Source organism: Brevibacillus laterosporus DSM 25, from assembly GCF_002706795.1.
GTDB classification, from domain to species: domain Bacteria; phylum Bacillota; class Bacilli; order Brevibacillales; family Brevibacillaceae; genus Brevibacillus_B; species Brevibacillus_B laterosporus.
The window spans coordinates 5,324,024-5,343,150 of sequence record NZ_CP017705.1; the positions used below are offsets into that span (position 1 = coordinate 5,324,024).

A 19,127-nucleotide genomic window follows, 5' to 3' on the forward strand; every position below is an offset into this window, starting at 1 on the left:
CGAGTATTTAAATAGAAGATCAATATGGATACCAGCAATAAATCCAGAAAATCAGATTCAGACACTATTTTATACAAAAGAGCCTGTTAAAAATGTGATTCTAACAGGCTCTACAAATCCGTACTAAACGTATGCTGTTACATCCTCTGAACTGTTATTTGTTAGGTGAAGGTTAAAGTAAACGTTTCTCAGCCTCTTACTCTGCTGCATTCATTAATACAATTCTCCATCCATCAGGATCTTCTATGGTAGTACCTTTTTCTTTCCAATAAGGATTCTCTGGTTCCACCGCATAATAGCCCATAGACTGCAATCTAGCGGTAATTTTCTGAATTTCATTTATATCAGGCATGTAAAATACCAGTAAATTATCTTTTGTTGGAGCTGGGCAAGGGCTTCCGTTCACATGCTTGGTAAATTCTAAATGATATTCTGCATCAGGTAACCCAAACATGATTCCATCATACCCTTCATGATTTTCAAAACTACCTATCCGTTTTAACCCTAAACCTGTTTCATAAAAGCTGATAACCTCTTCAAATTTATCTGTTGGTCTTGCTATTCTGAACTGAACCCAGTTTTTCATCTAAATCCCTCCCTAATTTACTTGCACTTTCATCACCTTTTCAAGTAGACCAAACTATACAAAACCCTCCTTTCTTTTGGAAAATATATAGTTCTTATGCAAAAAAAGGAAATTGTGACTTACAGACATTTTAAATAAAAATATTTATAAAATCAAGACATTTTATACTTTTAAAATATATTTGTTTAAAAACAAGCAGATTATACATACATCCACAGACAAATTAAAATTACAGATCATTTTTGTACTTTGTATTACGCTACCAAGAGAGCTTGAAATCACATTCCAAGCAATTAGGTCAGTCAAACCATCCCTATAAAAAAACACCCGCTAATCCAGCGAGTGTTTAAAGCTTTACATACGGAATCTTGACAATAAGATCACCCTGATAAAAGCCACCACGGGGAGATGACGTTTTTTTACTAATCAGAGCAATGCTTTTCTTCATTTTGGACTGGAATACTATTAAAAAGCGAGTGTGTTTTCATGACCTAAAGAATGGTTACATAGGAGATATTCAAAATAGGCACTTCGACATCCACATACTCATCATAACCGGGACTATCTAGTGTCCTGACCGTTACAGTAGCATTCGTTACATCTCGCAAGATCCCATTAATAATACGCTGTAACACATGGACCTGTACTTCAAAGCCCACATAATCTTCTAGCTCTTTTCTAAGCATTGCTGTAACCCCTTTCTTAAGAGAATGATCTTCAATGGTTTGTCGTTAGCTAGCTGGTCGAATAGCTAGCACAGCTGTATAGGGTATCAGCACAATATGATTACTCGAATCAATTCCTTTCACGAAACCACTTCCAACTTCTACAACAAAAATAACAATTTCACCCGCTGTCGTTGTGATATCCACCTCTACATTTAGGAACCTGTTACATACGTTTCTCAGCGGAGGAATACAAGATTTGTAACCAAGCAATCTGCAAAAAAATCGGCAAAGTTCCATCTTATAGCACCTCTCTATAACAAAATAACCATGGCACAGAAAATTTTACAAATGCTTGCCATACACCAGTAATATATTAAAAAATAATTTCTTTGGAACCGTACAAGCATACAAATTGAGCCTTTTTCCTCAAAAAAAAGACCCAGCATTTCTGGGTCTCACATTTTATATCCATATCCTTCTAAACAACTCAAACGAATCATGGCCATCTCTAGTATTTCTACCAAAGACTGATCCTCTGTCGATTCTAGCTCAAAGTAAAAGCGTAAATGAGTGCATTTCTCTTTTTTCACGTGTGCAATAAACGTAAATTGATCTGATTGTTGTAATACAAGCTTACGTTTCAAAATGGTATCATCTAATGAAAACATACCGTCCCATTCATGATAGTAGTAAATCGAACTTACCTTAAATTCAAGACTCGTCCTATTCTTCCCTCTGGAAAAGGTAACGTGATCCTCTTTAAAAAATCCGAGTCCATTACTTAATTCTCCTACCAAACGAAATGAAATGCCATTGGGCAAATCACTAGGCTTTAATGCTTCTGCCCAACGCCCAGAAAGAAGGGCTACATTATTACTATCTAGTTGTACCTTTTCACCCAGCACAATGATTTCCAACTGCCCTTGAGCATCCTTTTGTAGCTGAACATACATACGATTCTCCTCCTGCTACTCATATGTATGAAACAGTATAATCATTGTTTTGTACTTTCAAACCCAATTCTGTCTAGGAACAGTTTATCACCTTTATAAAAGTAGTAAGCCCTATCTTTTTTGCAGATAAGGCTTATTTTTGTGGAATTTTAATAAGTTAACTACAGCCTTTTTGAATGTTAGTTAAGCGCTGGTCGATGGTTACTAGTTGACTCCGAATTTTCGATAAACGGTTTTCGGTACTATCTAATCGTTGATGAATGCCCAAAAGCCTGTGACGAATACGCTCTAATTGTTTCTCTGCACGCTCGGTTTGCTCGATTAGTTGAGCTATCAACTATGACCATCTCCCTGTGTTTTAAATTCCACATATTGGTTGTAACCGCTTTTATGTAGTTTGAAACATTTTTAAGTAAAAAAATAGTCCCGCCCGATTAAACAGGCAGGACGACTATAACAATTTCTTACGCTTCTGCAATAATTGCTTCCAATGCAACTTCAATCATTTGGTTAAAGGTAGTTTGACGCTCCATAGCTGTTGTTTCCTCACCTGTCAAAATATGATCACTTACTGTGAGGACAGACAACGCACGAGCTCCAAATTTTGCTGCGATTGTGTACAGCGCAGTTGTTTCCATTTCAACCGCTAGGACTCCGTATTCAGCCAATTTTGGCAGACGAGTCGCATCATCATTGTAGAATGAATCACTTGTAAATACGTTACCAACTCTAGTCGGCATGTTACGTTCAGTCGCTACGTCATACGCTTTTTTCAACAAGTCAAAGTTAGCTGTTGGTGCGTAATCGATATTGTTAAAGCGTACTTTGTTAACGGCAGAGTCTGAAGAGGAAGACATCGCAATGATGACATCTCTAACCTTTACGTCTTTTTGGATCGCACCGCATGTACCTACACGAACCAAATTTTTCACGCCATATGAATTAATTAATTCATGAACATAGATAGAAATAGATGGTACACCCATTCCTGTTCCCATAACAGAAACACGTTTTCCTTTATAAGTACCTGTAAATCCTAACATACCGCGAACATTATTAAAGCACTCTGGATTCTCCAAGAATGTTTCAGCAATGTATTTGGCACGCAATGGGTCACCTGGTAATAAAATTGATTCTGCAATTTGGCCTTCTTTAGCTTCGATATGTACACTCATGTTCGTGTCCCTCCAGTTATGTAAGAGATAGTTGGACGGGCATCAAAAGAGACGCCTCCCGTATTATACCCTATCCTACTTACATATCATAGCTAAATTCTCACAATCCTCATTCTATCGTTAGACTTTCTTCCACACAGAGTATTCCTTCATGAGAGATAACAGTACCTCTTACACCTAATGGCAAAGGGAGATTAGTGGAATCGTGTCCGATTTGCATATTGGCTAATGTAGGTTTCTGAAAGGGAACAATAATTCTTTCAAATAACTCCTCCACCGTAAAGCTTTCTTTCCCCTCTTTTGGCAAACAGGCCTCCCATGAGCCTAAGACGATTGCATTTGCATCGGAGAATTTTCCTGCTAAAGCTAACTGAGTTAACATGCGATCCACTTGAGATGGCTCTTCATCTATATCTTCCAAAAATAAAATTTTATTGGTCGTATCAAGCTCGTATTCTGTTCCTAACGTCGCACAAATTAAGCTTAGATTTCCCCCTACAATAGCGCCAGAAGCTTCACCAGGCACAAGACAACGAGTAGCTATCTCAGGCGGGTTTACAATTTCACCCAATGGCTCTGCACAAAAAAGTACCCGTTCTAGGTACCCTTTGGAAAGGGGATTAAAACCATTAACTGGTTCTACTGCTGCCATTGGACCATGTAAGGTGGCTAAACAAGCCTCTTGCATAAATGCCGTATGCAAAGCTGTAATATCACTATAGCCAATAAATAGCTTTGGATTCTCTGCTATAATAGAGTAATCTAATAAGTTTAAAAGTTGTGGTGTACCATAGCCTCCTCTCAGACACCAAATCGCATTCACCTCGGGATCGCTAAACATATTCTCCAATTCACAAGTCCTATTTTCCGGTGTATCACTCAGATATCCGCCAAAGGATCGGTAGCTACTAGGCCCTACTTTAACACGTAATCCCATTGCTTCTACCTCTTGTATCGCTTTCTCTACTCGATCACTCTCTACTGGACTTGCGGGAGCTAGTAACCCAACACAATCTCCAACTTGTAATGTACGTCCTTTATTCATGTACGACTCCCCCTAGTTGTCTGATGCATGGTTATTTTTCAAACTCATTTTCTATACGTATGAGCTGTATCAAGCTTCTTATCCCTCTTCTTTAATGAATCTTTACCTATCTTTTCAAAAAGTCGAATTTTTATAAAGGATTTATGGGAAGGGCAATGGTAACAATCGTTCCTTCCTTTTCCTGACTATGAATCATAATTCTCCCCTGGTGTTGTTTCACAACTTGATAACACATAGTAAGTCCCAATCCTGTTCCTTTTTCTTTCGTCGAATAAAAGGGTTCTCCCAATCGCTGTAAGCGTTCTTCTTCAATGCCGATACCTTCATCCACTACTGCTATACATACCTCTAACTCATTTACATACACCGTCAAAAAAATATCTCCCCCATCAGGCATTGACTCGGCTGCATTCATGAAAAGGTGGAGTAAAACTCGCTTCATTAAATCGCGATCACAGCTAACCATGGGTATTTCTCCATAGAAATGAAAATCAATCTGGATATCTAGGATTAGTGATTGATTTTCTTCATAGAACAGCTCAATCGCTTCCTCTACAAGGCTTGGGAGGTATAGAAAGTCACGTTGTATAGGTTCTGGTAAAGACAGCTGCATAAATCCATCAACAATCTGTTCGATTCGCTCGAATTCTCCCCCCATGATCTGTAAATACTTCTTTATCCCCTCATCCCTGTTTTCCATTTGCTTCTCCATTAATTTAAGAAAACCCTTTAAAGAGGTTAAGGGATTACGTAATTCATGAGCAATGGCAGCTGAAAGCTGGCCTACTACCCATAGCTTCTCAGATTTACACAATTTTTCTTCTATTAATCTACGTTCTGTAATGTTGCGTACAATCCCTATTACAAACTGAGTTGAGTTTACTTGCTGGATGGGATGTAAGGCAATTTCGTACGTAGATGTACCAAACGGAGCGTTCAGGCTTTCTTCATATTCGACTGTAGATTGCTGTTGTACGGCTTCTTGGCATTTATCCACAGAAAAGAGCACTAATTCTTCTTTGAGGAATGCTTGTACTTTTTTCCCAACAATTTCCTCATATTTATATCCAGTAGCTTCTAAAAATGCTTCATTTACCTGCAACACAACAAATTGATGATCTGCTGTTACTTTTATCAAGTAGATAATGTCTTTTACTTGGTTCATCAGAAATGAAAACGTGGCTAACTCAGTCTGCATTGTTTTCCCTCTCCAGCTTTGCGATCCTTAATTGTCTACTAAAAAACATCCTCCTCTTACATTCGACCCTATATATACATTTTCTTGCAACCAGTTTTTGTTAAACTGCAAAAACATGACTAGTCTTTTGTATATGAAAAGAACAGCGATCTAAAGCTAAATAAAATAAAGGGACAAGCATATTTCTTCAGCTCATCCCTCGTTTGTATTATGAGTTAGTTCTGATTCATAGACGAAGAAGAAACCGAGTAGAAACTACGAAATTTTTCTTCTACCGAGAAATCCTTCTTCCACTCCATGATAGTGGCTAACACTCCCCTCTCCTAACTTCCAACAGAGATATACCTCTACTCCATCTAGAATAGCTGGAAAATCCACCAACCCAAGCTCTACTTCTTTAACCTTCATACCATGCTTTTCAATCGCTTCAGCATGCATGGTATACTCCATATGCAAAAATTCCAACTGACATTCTAATTCAAAAGCCTCATGATCGGCGAAGTCATTAATCCCAATATGGTCAACATGGCTTTTAACAATTTGTAAACGGTGGTATTTCTCAGAAATTTCGCGCTTTTGATCTCGTAAAAAAAGGAGCTCTTTTTCTAGAAACGGGATATATTCATTCGCTTCATCTAGACTAAAGTATTTTTTACTCATACAGACTTTCTCCCTTCTACGCTATAAATTTACTTATAAATAACAACAGACTTATCACATTATTCATTTTTCTTCTAAATATTTTACATGAAAACGCCTTCTAATGTAATCCAAAGAACTGTAAATACCTCGTCTCTAAAAGTAGTTATTTTTTCTTGCCATCTTTGTTTTTCTCTCGCTACAATAGAGGTATGAATAGTAACCAAAAACCAACCGCCCTCATGTTAAAATATTTATACGCCCATCTTTTTGTTGTTGACCCAAAACGTGAGCTGATATTGGAGAAACTCTCCTATCAGGACGTTTATGAATTGATTCAGCAAATAAAACAGTTTACAAAAGAAAAACAACAATCTTTATCACATTCTACCAGCTTTCAAGAGCGTTCCGTTTGGAGAATTGACACCTCTTCCTCAATGGAATTGTATCAAATTGGTAATCAATTAAGCCTTCAATATTTTGGCCGACCTTGTAAAATCCCTATCGAATGGGATAAATCGGTAAAGGATGCCGCAGGAAGGTTTATATTTGAGCGAACACATCAAAAGCCTATTAAAATTGTACAAAGTCTGTGGCAATACAACCAATTTGGTGCCCAGCATGTCATAGCCACTCTCAAACATGAGCTTGTTCATTACCACCTGTGCTTGCAAAAAAAGCCCTTTGCAGATGGTACACCAGAGTTCGTAGCCGAATGTAGGCGTATAGGAGCTCCATTGTTTGCGGTTAAAATGTTGGAAGGATATCAGACATACTGTTCCGAGTGCGGCACAAAGGCAGATATTTTAAAAAAAGCGCGTAAAAAGGATAAAAGCCCTTGTTGTAAAGCAACACTTGTATGTAAAGAGTATGTTATCCGTTTGCCTGATGGGCGTCTTGTACAAGTAGAAGTGTAATCGTAAAGGAGAAAATAAAATGAGCCGTAAAGAAATAGAGGAACAGATCATCCGACAATATCAACATGATGAACATATGATGATTCTTGTCTTTGCACAATGGTGCGTGAATCATAGGCTTGACCCACATGAGCTATATCAAAGGGCTTATCCCAAGCAAGGTCAAAATCCGTTACTTAACCAAATAATGGAGCTAACTGTTCCCGAGGAGGAAGCTGGCACCATTGAAAATGAAACCCTACTAGCAATGTTAACCATGTATGAAAATGACGATCTCGCTTATGTGGTGAATGAGGAGATAGAGAGACTAGCAAAACAAAAAAGCTAAGAAGATGACTCATTACCAATATACGGAAAAGCGTGCTTATTATGAGTTGAAACCTGAATGTTTGAAGATCACGGATGATCGGGCGTACGTAGTAGCTTGTCGCGTACACCCGGTCATTCTATTCATATACTACTACATTCTTACATATTTTCATAATTGGCTTGTTCTAACCAGTCTACTATGTCCTGAACTACTGAATCAAAACAGCCTGCCTTAAATGGTGAATGTAGCCCTGCTAGCTCCACGATCTCCGTAAAGCTTTTGCTACCTCCTACCTCACAAATACGCAAGTAGTTTTTCCATGCTTGTTCTCGATCTTTATTAGCTAATTGCCAAAACTGGAAGGCACAGATCTGGGCAAGACCATAATCAATATAATAGAATGGAAACTTGAAGATATGACGCTGCTGGTGCCAGTAGTTTCCTCGATCCAAATAATCATTCTCTTCAAAGTTATAATAAGGACGGTACTCCCGTTCTAGCTGCCGCCAAGCCTGTTTACGATCCTCCACGCTCGCCGTGTGGTTTTCGTATACATAATGCTGGTATTCATCCACCATGCAAATATATAGAATAGAGGAAAGGCTATCATGTACATGCTCATATTTAAATTTCTCAGCGTCTTCTTTAAAAAAGAGAGGCATCCATGGCCATGTTAAAAATTCCATACTCATGGAGTGAATCTCAGCTGATTCACTAGTTGGGAAGATGCATTCAGGCATTGAAATGTGTCTACTTGAATAAGCTTGGAAGGCATGGCCTACCTCATGTGTTAGTACAACAACATCGTGTGAGGTTCCATTAAAGTTGGCAAAAATAAATGGAACTTGTTGATCCTGAAAATAATCACAGTAGCCACCTGCTGCCTTGCCTTTTCTACTATACACGTCAAGCAAGCCTCTATCTACCATCATTTGGAAAAACTCGTTCGTCTCAGATGATAGCTCCTTATACATTCTTCTCCCGTTTTCTAAAATCCACTCTGGGTCCCCCTTTGGTACTGGATTCCCAGAAGGAAACAACAAAGGATCATCATAATAAGTTAAAGTCGAGACTCCAATATGTTGTCGTTGGCGTTCTTTAAGGCGATTCACAGCCGGTACAATCTGCTTTTTCACTTGTTCACGGAATACGCTAACCATCTCTTGATCATAGTCAATTCGCTGCATACGAGCATAGCCTAGCTCCACAAACGAAGGAAAGCCTAGTTTATGAGCAATGGTCGTTCTGATTTGAACAAGCTTGTCAAAAATTTGATCTAGTTCTGCTTCATGATCTTTTAAGTATTGATATTTTGTTTCAATAGCTTTTTTACGGATATCCCGATCAGTTGATCGCTGATAAGGTCCCAGCTCTGGTAAGGATAGCTCCTTACCCTCAAATTCAACCTTCGCACTTGCTATCAATTTTACATATTCACTACAATATTTATTCTCCTCTTGCAGATCATAAAGAACATCTGGAGAGAAGGTACTCATTTGCTTTTCTACCAATGCAAAATAAACCTTACCCCACTTTTGCTCATGCTTCTCTCTGTGGGGAGAATGTAAGATGGCACGATAATATTGGTTCTTCCACTCATCAAAGTACGGAACCTGCTCATCGTAAAATTCTTGTTCTTTCTTATAAAAATCATCTTCCGTGTTCATACAAAAACGATTGCTAGCAATGCTCCAAGCGGTAAGGAATTTACGCTGTAAGGCGAGTATGGCGGTTATGGCTGCCTCTTCTTGTTCATAAGTACTCATTTCTGTAAAATTATTCAACTGTTCAGTAAATTCATATTTTAATTGTGACATATCAATTCGTTCATATGGAAAGTTCTTAAATTGTAACATGGTATGTTATCTCCCCCCTTATCTATTTGGATTCGTTTTTGAAAGGAAAACTCCTGCTTTTTTTGTTAGGATCACATTAAACTGACTACCATTAGCAAAAATTTATTTCAATATGTCTATTTTCCTGATATATTTGTATCATTTAGCCTATCTCTCGTTTTTTCTTACAATTTATACTTTCAAAGGATAAAATTTACTTATTTCAAAAAAACATCTTTTATGTTATTAATATGTATGATTAAACCAAGCAGGAAATTGTTATTATTTGTCGAATCTTGCAAATGAGAACTAATGTTCAATTATGGTATATGTCACCTATGGGAGGAAATGAAGTGACCGAACAATCCAAGGGTTTCGTCTACATTATTGGAGCTTTGGTAATCTGGTTACTTTTGCTCCTAACCTTTCAGTTTCTTTTAAATATGAAACAAATTCAAGAGTTCACACGAAAAAATGTAGCCGAGCACCAAATTGCTTTAATTTTAGAAGGTCCTACTTTCGATCAAGCATGGAATAGTGCAGCATTACAGACTATGTATAAACTACAAGACAAGTACCATTTTGACCTAGAGATCGTGCAAGAAGTGGATCGACATAAAATTAAGGCAGTCGCGTCCAACCTAGCAGATTCAGGTTATGATTTAATTATGGGTCACGGAATTGTTTTCTCAGAACCATTTACAGAAGTAGCTGCAATTTATCCGAACACACGTTTTGTCACTCTCAATGGAACTGCCCATTATCCAAATCAAACAGTCATTCAATTTGATATGGAACCAGCGGGATATATTATTGGTAAGCTGGCTACACTGATGTCCAAAACAAAAACAGTGGGCTTTATCGTTGCAGATATGCCCAATGATAAGCCACTTGCTAAGGGATTAGAACGTGGAGTTAAAGAAACAGATCCTTCCGCAAGAGCTTTGATCAAGTTTATACCCGATTACAATGATACGAAGGCTGCAGTCAAAGCAGCTCGTAACTTAATGATTAAGCATAAAGCTGATGTGATTTACTCTGCCGGAGATAGTATTAATTTACAAGTAATAAATGAGGTGCAAAAGCGAAATGTCCTAGCTATCGGATATATTAGTGACCAGCGTTTCTTAGCTCCGAACCATGTAATTTCTAGCCTCGTGCAAGACGTAGAACAAATTTATACAACCTTAATTGAACAATATCTTCAAAAAAAGCTTCAAAGTGGTACTGTGTTGTATGGGCTTAATGAAAACGTTAATTGTTTAGGTCCTTATGGAAAGATGGTTCCTGTCTCCGTCCAAATGGAAATGAATCATACCATAGAAAAATTAAAACGAGCCAATGCCCATTGATAATGGCTTAGGAGGGATATTAATGTCCCCTTTTCGCAACATGGGATTTCAGATGAAAATGATGTTAAGTTACTTTGTGATGATGCTTCTCATTGGCTCCGTTGCAATTCTTAATAGTTATCAGATCACCAAGGTAACCTCTGAGGAATCTCATTTAACGCAAAAGGTTGTTCCGCAAACCAATGCTTTATTAGAACTAAAAAATCAATTGTATACCAAGATGTTTGCCTTACAAATGTATGTATCAACTCGTGAACCGAACTATCTGGAAAAATACTATACGGTATTTGAGCTACGAGATACGTTTACAATGTTAAAACGAAATGAGGAAAACAAGGAATTTTTCCAAATCATCGACCTCATTCATGAATTAGATCTTATTTTTCTAAATAAAGTAGATCCATTACTCAAGGCTAACAATGTAGATGCTGTTACCTTCGTTTTGACCACAGAGGTAGACCCCAAAATTGCTTATTTAGAGAAATTCGTCAGTTTATCCTTACGAACAATTGAAACGAAAACATCAGAAGAAGTGCTAAACAGTAGCAAGCGATTAAAATTTTCACTGATTATTACATATACCATTTCGGTAGCCTCTATCTTGTTCGGCTTATTTTGTACACTCTACTTCCGAAAAGAACTAATGCGTCCTATCCGGTCGCTCCTGAGACAAGTGCGAGAGGTTTCGCATGGGACTTTTGGTCAACAAATTACGTACAGTGTACGCGATGAATTTTATGAACTAGCACAAGAATGTAATAAGATGTCGCGTAACATTTCCATTCTCTTTCAACAAGGGGAACGTCAAAATCAAATTTTAGCCCAAGAAAAGCATGTTCGAGAACAGATTCTTGATTCCTTACCTGTAGGGATTATTACCCGCCATTTTGTTACTGGTGAAGTTTATATTAATCGCAAAGCCTTAGAATTAGTGCAACTAGATGAAGAATCATATCCACGCACAGTGACTCCACAAGTCTGGGTATCAAAAGATGATCCTAGCATTAATTGTGATTCGGTTTGGTTTGAGAATAAAAAAATGGAGCTATTACATAAGAATAACTCACCTTTCCTTGGTTTAGTTTCCTATGTACCCCTGCGTGATAGCGATCAAGGAAATATGGGATGGATGGTTGTTTTATCCGATATTTCCGAACAAGAACAGGTACAACAATATATTAATCAATCAGAAAAACTGGCTTTAGTCGGACAATTAGCTGCTGGAGCCGCTCATGAAATTCGTAACCCTCTGACAGTAATCTACGGATTTATTCAGCTATTACAACAAAAGCTCACAAAGGAAGAACGTAAAAAATACCACTTGGCACTTGTCCTACAAGAAATTGAGCGTGTGAACAAAATCGTTACAGAAATGTTGCTCTTGTCAAAACCCTCAACGCCTATAAATCGTGAAATTCCTGCCTTAGAGCTATTGAACTCCATCTTTACCTTAACTAAGGGAGAAGCTCTTCTGCATGGAATTGAGATGAAATTTATTTGTCCTCCAACCATTTCTCTTTATGTTGATCAGGAGCAAATGAAGCAAGTTTTGTTAAATTTAATGAAAAATAGCATGGAGGCAATGCCTCAAGGGGGCCAACTAAAAGTTGTTTGTACCGAAACAACATCAGGTGTACGTATTCGCATTATTGATACCGGAAACGGTATCCCTGATGAGTATCTATCACGTGTGATGGATCCTTTCTTCTCTGTAAAAGAAGGAGGAACCGGTTTAGGTTTGCCTATTACAATGCGTCTTGTTAGCAATCATGGTGGAGAAATGCAGATAGAGAGCAAATTAGGCAAAGGTACTACCATTACGATTGACCTTCCCCACCAATCAAAAAAGAATGAAGGATCAGACCATAATGAGTAGTGAGAAATTCATAAAAAGCAAATAAAACTTTACTTTACAACAAACAAAGAGGGCATTCGACTAATCGAACGCCCTCTTATTTATCTATTCTATTTTTGTTTATGCTGCGATATAAGATTCATTTTGGTATCCCATACTAATTGACTTAAATCAACTGGGTATCTCTCTGGATTTAATTTACGTAGATACTCATCCCAGAACAGTTGATATTGTTGTTTATGATATTCTTTCGTTTCTTCCAAAGAAGGCGACTGATACATCAAGACTCCATCTGTATAGATCGTTTGTAACAGCTCGATTGCCTCGTAGTTCTCCACGAATTTATGGAGATAAACATGAACGGGATCAAATAGCATAATTCGTGGCAGACCATGAACCTGTTCTTCTGCCATTGCGATATAATCCCCTTCTGCCTTGCCCGTATCCTTGTTAATTACTCGATATACACGCTTATTTCCTGGTGTTGTAATTTTTTCTGGATTTCCCGAGATTTTAATCGTAGGAATGTAGTGATCTTCCTCTTTCTTGGCTACCACCTTATAAACTCCACCTAATGCCGGATTATCCTCCGCCGTAATTAGCTTGGTTCCGACACCCCAGGTATCTACTTGAGCTCCTTGCATTTTTAGGTTAAAAATAACATTCTCATCTAAATCATTGGATGCTATAATCGCTACTTCTGGAAATCCGGCATCGTCTAACATCTTGCGAGCTTTTCTCGATAAATAAGCTATATCCCCACTATCTAACCGAATGCCTTTCAAGCGTTTACCTTCTTTGCGTAGCTTTTCTCCCACCTTGATGGCGTTAGGTACCCCGCTTTTTAATGTATCGTATGTATCAACAAGCAAAACCACATTTTCAGGAAGTGCCTTTGCAAATTTCTCAAACGCTTCCTCCTCTGTAGCATGATCCTGCACCCAAGAATGAGCGTGTGTACCCTTTGTAGGGATTTTAAACAGCATACCAGCCCGCATGTTAGACGTGGCATCAAAACCCGCCAAATAAGCTGCGCGTGCTCCCCAGACGGCTGCATCTGCTTCTTGTGCTCGTCTGGTACCAAACTCTAACAAAGTCTCGTTTGGAGCAATTAAACGAATACGTGCCGCTTTTGTCGCGATTAATATCTGGTAGTTAATAAAGTTTAGGATTGCGGTTTCAATTAATTGTGCTTCAAAAACACGAGCTTCTACCTGTAGCAATGGCTCATTTGGAAAAATGATAGTACCCTCTGCCATACAACGAAGTTGACCTGTAAAACGTAATTTTGCTAGTTCTTCTAAGAAAGCCGGTTCATAATTTTCTTCCTGCTCAGCCAGATACTCCAGCTCTTGTTTCGTAAAGTGTAGATTGTCTATATATTCAATAACCCGTTGTAATCCGGCAAACACAGCAAAGCCATTCCCAAAAGGTAGCTTCCGGAAATAAGCCTCAAAGACACGAATTTGATTGTGCGTACCATTTTTCCAATGAGCATACATCATGTTGATCTGATATTTGTCCGTATGTAACGTCAAATTCTCATAGTTCACAGCTGGCAGCTCCTTTATTTTGACACGACGGTAGCGCCCATCGCATTCTTGAAGTGTTGCAAGGCCCATTCATGCCCTGTAGACGAAAAGCTTTGTACGGCATCCTCATGAATGACCACTTGAAATCCACGATTATACGCATCAACTGCTGTATGGAGTACACAAATATCCGTGCATACACCAGTCAAATGCACTTCCGTGATACCTTTTGCCCGCAGACGAATATCCAAATCGGTTCCTGTAAAAGAACTGTATCTTGTTTTATCCATCCATATCATACGTTCTTTATTTTGTTCATAAATCGTTTGAACACCCCCATAAAGATCGCGGCCATGTGTCCCACGAATGTTATGAGGAGGATATAGTTTTGTCTCAGGATGGTCAGGATCATTCTCCTCATGAAGATCAACGGCCATGATAATCTCATCCCCGTTTTGCAGAAACTCTTCGATTAACGAAAGAATGCGATTCTCAATAGCTTGTCCAGGTGCTCCGCATGTTAGTGCTCCCTCATCCGCGACAAAGTCAACTGTATAATCAATAATAAGTAGTGCACGGTTCATACAGCCACATCTCCTTCCCGAAGGCGGCTCTCCATCTAAATGTGTGCCGCTTTGCATTCATATGCATCATTGTATGATGAGGACATACCGTTGTCAAACCAAGAAAATAGCACTTTGTAATCCACCAACCGTACTCCAAAACCAAGTATGTAGCTCCATGATTTTTGACGCTCGGTTGGCAAGAATCAAGTGGTACAGGTACACAACTGTTCGTATGTCATAAACTGAAAAGATAACGACTTAGAGGATGTGAGCATTCTCATGAACAAGCATCTTGCAGAAAAAGTGAAAGAACAATATGGATTGACAATACGCTCGAGTAAAAATTTAAGTAGAATCTCATCTGTACATGTAAGTAAAATCATAACCGATCAAGGCATTTATCTCCTCAAAGGAAAGCAAGAGCAGAAGAATCGTATGCGCTACATCCGGGCTGCTCAAGAGCATCTGCATGAAAAAAACATTTTGATCCCACGTGAATACCCAACAGTAAGCGGACAACCATACTTTACATTCGAAAACAAACAATACATTTTACAGGAATGGATTACAGGAAAAAGTCCCACTGCTTCATCCATGGAAAACATTTTAAGGCTGGGCTCACTCATCGGTCGGTTTCATAAACGCTCTTTAGGATTTTCTCCCCCAACTGGCTGTAGAGCCATGGGAGCCTTAGACTGGGAAAATGAATATCAAGCGGATAAAAGACGTATTGATGAGTGGTATAAGAAGCATCTTCGCTCTGAATCTCCTAAAATCAAATGGATTGTACGTTACTGCAAACGTTTTGGATCACGTGCAGAATGGGCCTATAAAAAGTTACTTGCTTATCCATTTTACCACCAATGGAAATCGTATCCAGATGATCAGCATTATTTATGTCATGGGGATTACCATCCTCGAAACACCATGTTTCACAAAAACACTCCTTATCTCATCGATTGGGAAGACATCCGACACGATTTTGTTTCCAAGGACATTTCTCGAATGCACTTTATGATCATGCGTAAACATAAAACGTTTAACGCATCACGCTTCAAATCTTTTTTACAGGCATATCAACAGGAAAATCCGCTACAGTCACACGAGCTAGGGCTTCTTTATATTGACCTTGCATTCCCCCACATGTTCGAACGTTTTCTACGTAAAGGCTTGTATAAAAAAATGAACACAAAAGAAGTCGCTACATTTGTGAAGAATGAGTGGAAAAAAACACTTTACATGTGCCGAAAAGCCAAGCTCTATTGCTGAGCTTGGCTACTCTCTGTACCTTTCCTTTTTTGCTACGAAAAAGATCACCTCTATATCACAATCCCTTCAGACCCTCTTTGGCATTTACTCTTGATAAGAAGCTAATAATTTCAAAACTTTATCCTCCCATTTGCTCATTTGCTCTGGAGAGCTCGTATAACCGTTTAGAATTATCGTCACAGCAAGACGCTCATTCTTTTTCGTAGTAACATAACCGGTAATACTCGATACACCCTGTAATTGGCTACTCAATGCACGCAGATTTCCCTGAGCATCTGTGCGTTTTAACCTGTTTTTCAGTGTCCCATCCACACCGGCGATGGGTAAAGAGTTGTAAAACAATGGATATTCCTTTTGCCCAGCTAATTTAAGTAAGACATCGTTTAGTTGTCTTGCTGAAAGGAGATTATAACGGGTCACACCTGAAGCATCCAGCATGTCATAATTCGTATTTACACCCCAGGCCTTCAGAATCACCTGGGTAGCTGCTAACCCCGCTTCAGTCGTTCCCTTTCCCGCTTTCCTTATTCCTATCGTTTTATTGACCATTTCTGCAATCAAATGATCATCATTTTTATTCTGCAAGGTCAGGATATCTTGCAGTGCCAAGGATTGTACCTCTCCTAGCTTCATCGCTTCCTTTGTCACTTGTCCTAAAAGTACTTTACTAGTAGGCGATACCTTGATACCCGCATCCTTCATTTTTTGCAGAAATAGTACTCCTGAATAAATGGCTGGTTCCTCTACCGAGACAAGCTCCTGCTGCTCTTTTGTTCCCATTGGCAATTCTCCAAGCAAACGAAAAACGTTTTTAGCTCGTTCTTTTTTCATAATAAACGTATTATTTGCTCCCTTACCGACTGTGGATGCATCTTGATAGATGACTACATAATTTGTTTTTGGCCACATATCAAAGATAACCGGATCACCTTTTTTCAAGCCAGGCTTATAAGTAAGCTTTACTTTTCCAGCTTCGCTTGTGAGAGCGCTTATTTTCGCAAGTTGCTTCTCAGCATCCCACGGCCAGCCCAATCCTACTAACTGACGGTCAAAATAGCTCTGATCAATTAGAATATTACCATTCACCTGTGTGATCCCTTTTTCTGTTAAAAAACCAACTAATTGTTCCAATGTGGGTCCTTGCCCCTCATCATTTTGATGATCTGCACGTAAAGTGGGGTCACCATAGCCCTTAATAATAATATCCCCCTCTACCACACCACCAGCGTTGGCAGGTTTCGACAGTAGTACTTCTGTTTTAAAAGAATAATTCTCTCCCAATGTTACTAGCGCTCCAATGCTTGTCAGCTCCTTGATAATCGTACCTGGTATCAACAAACGATCCGCCTGATGTTCATACAAGGTCACTTTTGATCCTGCTCGATCTAAAGAACTAACAATCATACTACCATGCACATTGGCTAGAGCTGGATCTTCCCACAACGGGTCAAGCAGTGCACTTAATTCATAAGTCGATTTAGCTGATACTTCACTGGGTATTTCTGGTAGCACGGGGTATTCGGCAAGCACATTCCCAATCGAATCTTGTAGCTGAGTTGCGTACTTCGATTTATAGATTCCATTAATCATAATGGAGAAAGCAAGTTTATCCCCATTAGTAGCCGTGACATACCCTGATAAGCTGTTTACACCACCCATTGAACCGGTTTTGGCTATCAGATTACTACCTGCTTTGGTCTCTTTCATACGGCTTTTTAATGTACCATCAATACCAGCGATAGGTAAACTAGCTTCAAATGCTTTTTGATATTCTTTCTTTTGCACATAACGGAGAAGAGCTATCATCTGATTTGGTGTGATCAAATCAAGACGAGATAATCCTGATCCATCTACCTGTAAATATGTTCCTGGAAACTTAGCCTCACGTAACACCTCGGTGATTGCCTCTGTACCAGCATGCCAACTACCGCTTCCTTTTTTTACCGCCCCCAATGTCTTGGTTAGCATCTCTGCATAAAAATTATCACTATCTTTATTCAATGCTAGAACGATCTCTGATAAAGGACGAGAATAATGAGTCACGATAGGTGTTCCTTTGACTAAGCTCGTTTTTTGAATCGTTTTTTTCCCGATGATCGAAATCCCTTCTGACTGTAGGATAGACTGAAACACATCCCCAACGTACAGGACAGGATCTTCCATGGTAACGTCTTCTTTATAAGGAATGGCATCTCTTCCAATTGTACCTTTTATGATTAATTGGTTATGCCCAATCATTCGTTCAACAGTGACCTCGCTCTCCTTACTATCCGTTGTGGTGACAGTCGAAATAACCTTTACGTACTCATTTATGGGTGTTATGCTAACAGAAGCTGGCTTCCCTACTTCTTTTGCAGGTGTGATTACTGCCTCCATGCTATTTTTATGTAAAGACAATCCGCTGATTTGTGCGCTATAAGCATACACCTCGTCATCCCACATCCATGCTGGCCCCAGACGTATATCATCGAAATAGCTCTCATCCACATACACCTGACCTTGAATGCCTGTGATCCCTTTTTGTTTCAATTCAGTGGCCATTTTTTGTAAATCCTTTGTTTCTAAAGTTGGATCACCGTAGCCTTTTACTACGAGATTACCTTGAAGTGTTCCATTCTGGCTCACTTTTCCGTCTGTATATATTTCGGTTTTAAACTGATAATCAGCACCTAATTCTTCCAAAGCAGCAGCTGCAATGAACAGCTTCATATTAGATGCTGGAATAAAATTCTTATCTGCCTCATGCTGATATAAGAAGGCTTCTTTATTTAGATTGTATACAGAGATTCCTGCATACATCCCTTTGCTTACATCCTCTTGCGAAAGCTTTTCAAGCAACGAATCTATCTGACGGCCAACCATGCTTGCTTCCATTTTGCTTGCCAAAGCGGTAACAGGTGTGAATACCAGCTGCATAAGAAGCACCACTGTAAGTAGCGAGCACAGCGTAAGACTGTTTTTTCCCTTCATTGCTTTCCTCCTTCTTCTATATAGAGTAAACAAAGCCAAGCATTGCCATGCATGTTAAGTAGGAACCTACAATCACACGAAAGGTGCCCTTACTCTTAAATAAGCAAAAACAGGTAAGCCTAGAACTATAAATTCGTAAAATACAATTCATTTACCAGCCCAATTATTCATTTTATATTCATTATTTGTATTTTTCAAAAAATAAAAACCCAAAGAAGACATGATACAGTTAGGACTTCAGTCCCTTATATACCATG

The 19,127-nt window shown here is 38.9% G+C and carries 18 protein-coding genes; 5 read left to right on the top strand and 13 right to left on the bottom strand.

From position 1 onward, the window contains the following. Window positions 1-196 precede the first annotated feature (196 nt). From BrL25_RS24245 to BrL25_RS24285, 9 genes are all read right to left on the bottom strand, one after another. Window positions 197-586, bottom strand: coding sequence for a VOC family protein (locus tag BrL25_RS24245; protein WP_018670619.1), 390 nt, complete (start codon window positions 584-586; stop codon window positions 197-199). A 491-nt stretch (window positions 587-1,077) separates the two neighbouring features. Further along, a complete protein-coding gene (locus tag BrL25_RS24250) occupies window positions 1,078-1,272 on the bottom strand; it encodes a hypothetical protein (RefSeq protein WP_018670618.1) in 195 nt (64 codons plus the stop codon). A 45-nt stretch (window positions 1,273-1,317) separates the two neighbouring features. Further along, on the bottom strand, window positions 1,318-1,458 hold the full coding sequence (locus BrL25_RS26085) for a hypothetical protein (RefSeq protein ID WP_236847756.1): 141 nt from the start codon (window positions 1,456-1,458) through the stop codon (window positions 1,318-1,320). A 251-nt stretch (window positions 1,459-1,709) separates the two neighbouring features. After that, entirely contained in the window at window positions 1,710-2,207 is a 498-nt protein-coding gene (locus BrL25_RS24260) for a hypothetical protein (protein ID WP_018670616.1), read from the bottom strand. Window positions 2,208-2,364: 157 nt separating this feature from the next. Then, entirely contained in the window at window positions 2,365-2,544 is a 180-nt protein-coding gene (locus BrL25_RS24265; RefSeq protein WP_018670615.1) for a hypothetical protein, read from the bottom strand. A 127-nt stretch (window positions 2,545-2,671) separates the two neighbouring features. Beyond that, window positions 2,672-3,382, bottom strand: a complete 711-nt coding sequence (deoD, locus tag BrL25_RS24270) for a purine-nucleoside phosphorylase (protein WP_018670614.1) — start codon at window positions 3,380-3,382, stop codon at window positions 2,672-2,674. Window positions 3,383-3,491: 109 nt separating this feature from the next. Continuing rightward, the gene (locus BrL25_RS24275) at window positions 3,492-4,427 is read right to left on the bottom strand and encodes a S66 peptidase family protein (protein WP_018670613.1); all 936 of its coding nucleotides are present in this window, start codon (window positions 4,425-4,427) and stop codon (window positions 3,492-3,494) included. 130 nt (window positions 4,428-4,557) lie between these two features. Continuing rightward, complete coding sequence (locus BrL25_RS24280) at window positions 4,558-5,625, bottom strand: ATP-binding protein (protein WP_018670612.1); 1,068 nt, start codon at window positions 5,623-5,625, stop codon at window positions 4,558-4,560. Between the two features lie 255 nt (window positions 5,626-5,880). Continuing rightward, complete coding sequence (locus BrL25_RS24285) at window positions 5,881-6,285, bottom strand: DUF2203 domain-containing protein (protein ID WP_018670611.1); 405 nt, start codon at window positions 6,283-6,285, stop codon at window positions 5,881-5,883. 191 nt (window positions 6,286-6,476) lie between these two features. Here BrL25_RS24285 and BrL25_RS24290 point away from each other — a divergent pair, with 191 nt between their 5' ends. Continuing rightward, window positions 6,477-7,181, top strand: a complete 705-nt coding sequence (locus BrL25_RS24290) for a SprT-like domain-containing protein (protein ID WP_026315069.1) — start codon at window positions 6,477-6,479, stop codon at window positions 7,179-7,181. A gap of 19 nt (window positions 7,182-7,200) precedes the next feature. After that, a complete protein-coding gene (locus tag BrL25_RS24295) occupies window positions 7,201-7,509 on the top strand; it encodes a protein YxiS (RefSeq protein ID WP_018670609.1) in 309 nt (102 codons plus the stop codon). Window positions 7,510-7,649: 140 nt separating this feature from the next. On the opposite strand, the gene BrL25_RS24300 is transcribed toward BrL25_RS24295, so the two are convergent. Continuing rightward, the gene (locus BrL25_RS24300; RefSeq protein WP_018670608.1) at window positions 7,650-9,347 is read right to left on the bottom strand and encodes a M3 family oligoendopeptidase; all 1,698 of its coding nucleotides are present in this window, start codon (window positions 9,345-9,347) and stop codon (window positions 7,650-7,652) included. Between the two features lie 332 nt (window positions 9,348-9,679). Between BrL25_RS24300 and BrL25_RS24305 the strand changes: the two genes are divergently transcribed. Continuing rightward, a complete protein-coding gene (locus tag BrL25_RS24305; RefSeq protein ID WP_018670607.1) occupies window positions 9,680-10,678 on the top strand; it encodes a BMP family ABC transporter substrate-binding protein in 999 nt (332 codons plus the stop codon). A gap of 22 nt (window positions 10,679-10,700) precedes the next feature. Next, window positions 10,701-12,554 (top strand): ATP-binding protein, encoded by a 1,854-nt coding sequence (locus BrL25_RS24310; protein WP_018670606.1) that lies wholly within the window; start codon window positions 10,701-10,703, stop codon window positions 12,552-12,554. Window positions 12,555-12,643: 89 nt separating this feature from the next. On the opposite strand, the gene BrL25_RS24315 is transcribed toward BrL25_RS24310, so the two are convergent. Both BrL25_RS24315 and BrL25_RS24320 read right to left on the bottom strand, forming a co-directional pair. Then, on the bottom strand, window positions 12,644-14,086 hold the full coding sequence (locus BrL25_RS24315) for a nicotinate phosphoribosyltransferase (protein ID WP_018670605.1): 1,443 nt from the start codon (window positions 14,084-14,086) through the stop codon (window positions 12,644-12,646). Window positions 14,087-14,100: 14 nt separating this feature from the next. Then, a complete protein-coding gene (locus tag BrL25_RS24320) occupies window positions 14,101-14,649 on the bottom strand; it encodes a cysteine hydrolase family protein (RefSeq protein ID WP_018670604.1) in 549 nt (182 codons plus the stop codon). A 261-nt stretch (window positions 14,650-14,910) separates the two neighbouring features. On the opposite strand from BrL25_RS24320, the gene BrL25_RS24325 reads away from it, so the two are divergent. Further along, on the top strand, window positions 14,911-15,900 hold the full coding sequence (locus BrL25_RS24325; RefSeq protein ID WP_018670603.1) for a phosphotransferase: 990 nt from the start codon (window positions 14,911-14,913) through the stop codon (window positions 15,898-15,900). 84 nt (window positions 15,901-15,984) lie between these two features. Here BrL25_RS24325 and dacB read toward each other — a convergent pair whose 3' ends face one another. Beyond that, window positions 15,985-18,870 (bottom strand): D-alanyl-D-alanine carboxypeptidase/D-alanyl-D-alanine endopeptidase, encoded by a 2,886-nt coding sequence (gene dacB, locus BrL25_RS24330; RefSeq protein WP_018670602.1) that lies wholly within the window; start codon window positions 18,868-18,870, stop codon window positions 15,985-15,987. Window positions 18,871-19,127: the final 257 nt, after the last annotated feature.

What these genes read in the sequence shown, in the direction of transcription:
- BrL25_RS24245 (WP_018670619.1), bottom strand. Translation starts at nt 586, where the DNA reads ATGAAAAACTGGGTTCAGTTCAGAATAGCAAGACCAACAGATAAATTT.
- BrL25_RS24250 (WP_018670618.1), bottom strand. Translation starts at nt 1,272, where the DNA reads ATGCTTAGAAAAGAGCTAGAAGATTATGTGGGCTTTGAAGTACAGGTC.
- BrL25_RS24260 (WP_018670616.1), bottom strand. Translation starts at nt 2,207, where the DNA reads ATGTATGTTCAGCTACAAAAGGATGCTCAAGGGCAGTTGGAAATCATT.
- deoD (WP_018670614.1), bottom strand. Translation starts at nt 3,382, where the DNA reads ATGAGTGTACATATCGAAGCTAAAGAAGGCCAAATTGCAGAATCAATT.
- BrL25_RS24275 (WP_018670613.1), bottom strand. Translation starts at nt 4,427, where the DNA reads ATGAATAAAGGACGTACATTACAAGTTGGAGATTGTGTTGGGTTACTA.
- BrL25_RS24280 (WP_018670612.1), bottom strand. Translation starts at nt 5,625, where the DNA reads ATGCAGACTGAGTTAGCCACGTTTTCATTTCTGATGAACCAAGTAAAA.
- BrL25_RS24285 (WP_018670611.1), bottom strand. Translation starts at nt 6,285, where the DNA reads ATGAGTAAAAAATACTTTAGTCTAGATGAAGCGAATGAATATATCCCG.
- BrL25_RS24290 (WP_026315069.1), top strand. Translation starts at nt 6,477, where the DNA reads ATGAATAGTAACCAAAAACCAACCGCCCTCATGTTAAAATATTTATAC.
- BrL25_RS24295 (WP_018670609.1), top strand. Translation starts at nt 7,201, where the DNA reads ATGAGCCGTAAAGAAATAGAGGAACAGATCATCCGACAATATCAACAT.
- BrL25_RS24300 (WP_018670608.1), bottom strand. Translation starts at nt 9,347, where the DNA reads ATGTTACAATTTAAGAACTTTCCATATGAACGAATTGATATGTCACAA.
- BrL25_RS24310 (WP_018670606.1), top strand. Translation starts at nt 10,701, where the DNA reads ATGTCCCCTTTTCGCAACATGGGATTTCAGATGAAAATGATGTTAAGT.
- BrL25_RS24320 (WP_018670604.1), bottom strand. Translation starts at nt 14,649, where the DNA reads ATGAACCGTGCACTACTTATTATTGATTATACAGTTGACTTTGTCGCG.
- BrL25_RS24325 (WP_018670603.1), top strand. Translation starts at nt 14,911, where the DNA reads ATGAACAAGCATCTTGCAGAAAAAGTGAAAGAACAATATGGATTGACA.
- dacB (WP_018670602.1), bottom strand. Translation starts at nt 18,870, where the DNA reads ATGAAGGGAAAAAACAGTCTTACGCTGTGCTCGCTACTTACAGTGGTG.